Genomic DNA, 3,915 nt, shown 5'->3' on the forward strand with positions numbered 1-3,915 from the left:
AGCCGGCACCCCGCAAGCCGCCGGCCGAGAGCCGGTTCGTCGGCCTCAGCCATGCCGAGCCGGCCGGCAGCCGCGACTACAAGCTGTTCATCCCGGGCAATCCGGCCGAGCCGGCGCCACTGATCGTGATGCTGCACGGCTGCATGCAGAACCCGGACGATTTCGCCGCCGGCACCGGCATGAACGTGCTGGCCGAGCGCGCCGGCATCTTCGTCGCCTATCCGGGCCAGAGCCGGCAGGCCCATGTCCAGCGCTGCTGGAACTGGTACGAGCCGCGCGACCAGCGCCGGGAATCCGGCGAGGCCGCGATCATCGCGGGGCTCACCCGGGCCGTGATGGCGGACCACGCGATCGACCCGGCCCGCGTCTACATCGCCGGCATGTCCGCGGGCGGCGCGGCCGCCCTGAACATCGCCCGGGCCTATCCGGACCTCTACGCTGCCGTGGGGGTGCATTCGGGCCTGGCCGCGGGCTGTGCCCGGGATCTCGGCTCGGCGCTGATGGCCATGCAGGTCGGCGCGCCCGGCCTCGGCACCGCGGCGTCCTTCGGCGCCGCGCCCGTCGGGCAGCGCATCCCCACCATCGTGTTCCACGGCGAGGACGACGGCACCGTCAGCGTGCGCAACGCCGACCAGGTTCTGGCCCAGGCCAACGTCGCCGGCCTGACCGCCCGCTCCGAGACCTTCGAGGATCGCGGCCATCCCTTCACCCGCACGCGCTTCCGGGACGAGGCCGGCCGGGTCGTGGTCGAGGATTGGCGGGTCCGCGGCGCCGGCCATGCCTGGTCGGGCGGCCGCCCCGAGGGCAGCTACACCGATGCCGACGGGCCCGACGCGTCGCGGGCGATGCTCGACTTCTTCGCCGAGCACCGGCTCGGGCCGCGGTAACTCTCGCTCGCCCGGAGGCTTGCAGGGCGTGGCCCTGGACCCGCAAAAGGTCCCGGACCTTTCGAAACCGTGACCGGACCCCTCCATGACCGCACCGATCCCGACCCTCGACGGCCTCGCGCAGGTGGCGGAGCGCTACGACCTGCTCCTCTGCGACGTCTGGGGCGTGCTGCATGACGGCCAGAAGGCCCATGTCCCGGCCGGCGAGGCGCTGATCCGGTACCGCGGCCTGCCGGGGGCGCGGCCGCGCCGGGTGATCCTGGTCTCGAACGCGCCGCGGCCCGGGGACGGCGTCGGCCGGATCCTCGACCGGTTCGGCGTGCCGCGCGAAGCCTACGACGCGATCCTGACCTCGGGGGACCTCACCCGCGGGCTGATCGCCGAGCGCCCTGGCGCTCGGATCCGGCATCTCGGGCCCGAGCGCGACCTCGGCATCTTCCAGGGCCTCGACCTCAGCCTCGTCCCGGAGGCGGAGGCCGACCTCGTGGTCTGCACCGGCCTGTTCGACGACCGCAGCGAGACCGCGGACGATTACCGCGACGAACTCATGCGCCTGGCGGCCCGGGGGCTGACCCTGATCTGCGCCAATCCCGACCTCGTGGTCGAGAGCGGCAACCGGCTGATCCCCTGCGCGGGCCTGCTCGCGGCGGCCTATGCCGAACTCGGCGGCGCCGTCATCTACGCCGGCAAGCCCCACCGCCCGGTCTACGAGGCGGCGCTCGCCAAGGCCGCCGACCTCGCGGGCGCGCCGGTGGACCCGGGCCGCGTGATGGCGATCGGCGACGCGATCCGCACCGACATCGCCGGCGCCCGCGGCTTCGGCATCGCCAGCCTGCTGGTGGCCCGCGGCATTCATGCGGAAGAACTCGGCGTCTCGGCCGAGCATCACCGCCTCGGCGACGTCGCCGAATGGCTCGGGCGCCAGGTCGTCCACCCGGACGCGGTGATCGAGCGGCTGGTCTGGTAGCGCATCGCCGCCGGCCGCCATGCTACAGCTCCGGGGATGACCGATCCCGTCCCCGCCGCCACCCATGCCCGCACCATCCTGGCGGCCCACGAGCATCGCCGCCAGATCGCGCCCCTGACCGGCTGGGATGCCGGCCTGGACCTGCCCGCCGCCTACCGGGTCGCCGGAGAGGTCCGGCGCCTGCGCGCGGCGCGGGGCGAGCGGCCGGTGGGCCGCAAGATCGGCTTCACCAACACGACGCTCTGGGAGACCTACGGGGTCCGCGCGCCGATCTGGGGGCACGTCTACGACACGACGCTCCGGGCACGCGCCGACCTGACCGGCCCGGTGCCGCTCGCCGCCCTGGTCGAGCCGCGGATCGAGCCGGAGATCGTGTTCGGGCTGGCCCGGGCGCCCGAGCCCGGCATGGACCCGGCCGCCCTGATCGGCTGCCTCGACTGGGTGGCGCCCGGGTTCGAGCTCGTGCAGTCGCTGTTTCCCGGCTGGCGCTTCGCCGCCCCCGACACCGTGGCGGCGTTCGGGCTGCACGGCCTGCTGGTGCTGGGCGAGCGGGTGCCGCTCACCCCGGATTCGGCGCCCGCCTGGGTCGATGCGCTGGCGAATTTCTCGGTCGATCTGCTACGCGACGGCGCGATCGCCGACCGGGGCAGTGCCCGCAACGTGCTCGGCGGCGGCCCCCTGGCGGCGCTGGGCCATCTCGTTGATGTTCTGGCTAACGATCCCGCGAGCCCGCCGCTCGCGCCCGGCGAGATCGTCACGACCGGGACGCTCACCGACGCCCTGCCGGTGGCGCCCGGGCAGGTCTGGAGCACCCGGCTCGCGGGGCTGTCGCTGCCGGGTCTCGACCTCGCCCTGGCCTGACGCACCGGTAGCCCCCTGAAACGCCCGTGATCGCGCGTCCTCGACACAAAGCCGCAGGGTTCGCGCGCGAAATCCGTCGCGGGTGCCGCCGGATGGGGTAAGGCGAGGCGGGGCGGCCGCTCGCGGCACGCGATTCGCCCTGTGCCGCACATCCGCGTTCTCCGTTTCGGCCCGTCCGGGAGGTGGGACGTTGGTGATGATTAGCCGACATGCCACATGCTGAGACATGCCTGGACGCGCCCGGAGCCGCTACACGACCTTCCTGGTGTCCGTGACCGCGGAGCGATCCGGCGGCCGCGGCCGGTCGAGTCCCAAACCCGCTCCCCTGGTCTACGCGGTGATGAAGCCCAACGCCGAGGCCGCCCTCGCGGCGGTCCGTGCGCTGGCCGAGGGGCCGGTCGCGGTCGCCGTCGTGGGCAGCCTCTCCACCCGGGTGTCCAAGGGGCTGAAACTGAAGCCGGGCGAGCCGCGGGTGGTGTGACGGACCCGGATCAATCCACCGCGAGTCGGTAGCCGACGCCCCGCACCGTCTGCAGGAAGACCGGGTTGGCGGGGTCGACCTCGGTCTTGCGGCGCAGGCGGTTGATCTGCACGTCGACCGTGCGCTCGGCGGCGGCGCCTCCGGAGCCGGCGAGCTGCTCGCGCTCGACGTTGGCGCCCCCGGCCGCGGCCAGGATCGTCAGGATCTCGCGCTCCCGGTCCGTGATCCGGATCAGCGCGTCGTCCCGGCGCAATTCGCCCCGGTCGATGCGGAACGCGAACGGCCCGAAGGTCACCGACTCGGCCGCCGCCTCGCGCGGGTGGTCGCTGCGCTTGATGATGTTGCTGAGCCGGAGCGTCAGCTCCCGGGGCTCGAACGGCTTGGGCAGGTAGTCGTCGGCGCCGATCTCAAGGCCCATCACCCGGTCGTTCGGGTTGGAGCGGGCGGTGAGCATCAGGATCGGCACCCGGGAGGTCTCGCGGACGCTGCGGGCGTAGTCGAAGCCGTTCTCGCCGGGCATCATCACGTCGAGCACCATCGCGTCGAACACGACGCTCTGGGCCCGGGCCCGGGCCTCGGCGGCGCTGGCCGCCACGGTGACGCGAAACCCCTGGTCGGTCAGGTAGCGGGCGAGCAGTTCGCGCAGACGGCGGTCGTCGTCAACCACGAGGACGTGCGGCGCCGCGTCGGGCAAGTCGGCCCGGGGGGCGGCCGTCACG

At 73.7% G+C, this 3,915-nt stretch carries 5 protein-coding genes; 4 read left to right on the plus strand and 1 reads right to left on the minus strand.

All coding sequences use genetic code 11. The features are described from left to right. The 4 genes from FV228_RS22545 to FV228_RS22560 all read left to right on the plus strand — a co-directional run. On the plus strand, positions 1-887 hold an 887-nt coding region (locus FV228_RS22545; protein ID WP_147856640.1), incomplete at its 5' end, for a PHB depolymerase family esterase. An 85-nt stretch (positions 888-972) separates the two neighbouring features. Further along, entirely contained in the window at positions 973-1,854 is an 882-nt protein-coding gene (locus tag FV228_RS22550; protein ID WP_147856641.1) for a TIGR01459 family HAD-type hydrolase, read from the plus strand. A gap of 36 nt (positions 1,855-1,890) precedes the next feature. Beyond that, positions 1,891-2,715: a hydratase gene (locus tag FV228_RS22555; RefSeq protein WP_147856642.1), complete on the plus strand. Its 825-nt coding sequence runs from the start codon at positions 1,891-1,893 to the stop codon at positions 2,713-2,715. Positions 2,716-2,941: 226 nt separating this feature from the next. Next, positions 2,942-3,196: a hypothetical protein gene (locus tag FV228_RS22560; protein WP_147856643.1), complete on the plus strand. Its 255-nt coding sequence runs from the start codon at positions 2,942-2,944 to the stop codon at positions 3,194-3,196. Positions 3,197-3,206: 10 nt separating this feature from the next. Here the strand turns inward: FV228_RS22560 and FV228_RS22565 are convergent, their stop codons facing one another. Next, complete coding sequence (locus FV228_RS22565; protein WP_147856644.1) at positions 3,207-3,914, minus strand: response regulator; 708 nt, start codon at positions 3,912-3,914, stop codon at positions 3,207-3,209. Between the last annotated feature and the right edge of the window lies 1 nt (position 3,915).

Source organism: Methylobacterium sp. WL18, assembly GCF_008040015.1.
Taxonomy (GTDB): domain Bacteria; phylum Pseudomonadota; class Alphaproteobacteria; order Rhizobiales; family Beijerinckiaceae; genus Methylobacterium; species Methylobacterium mesophilicum.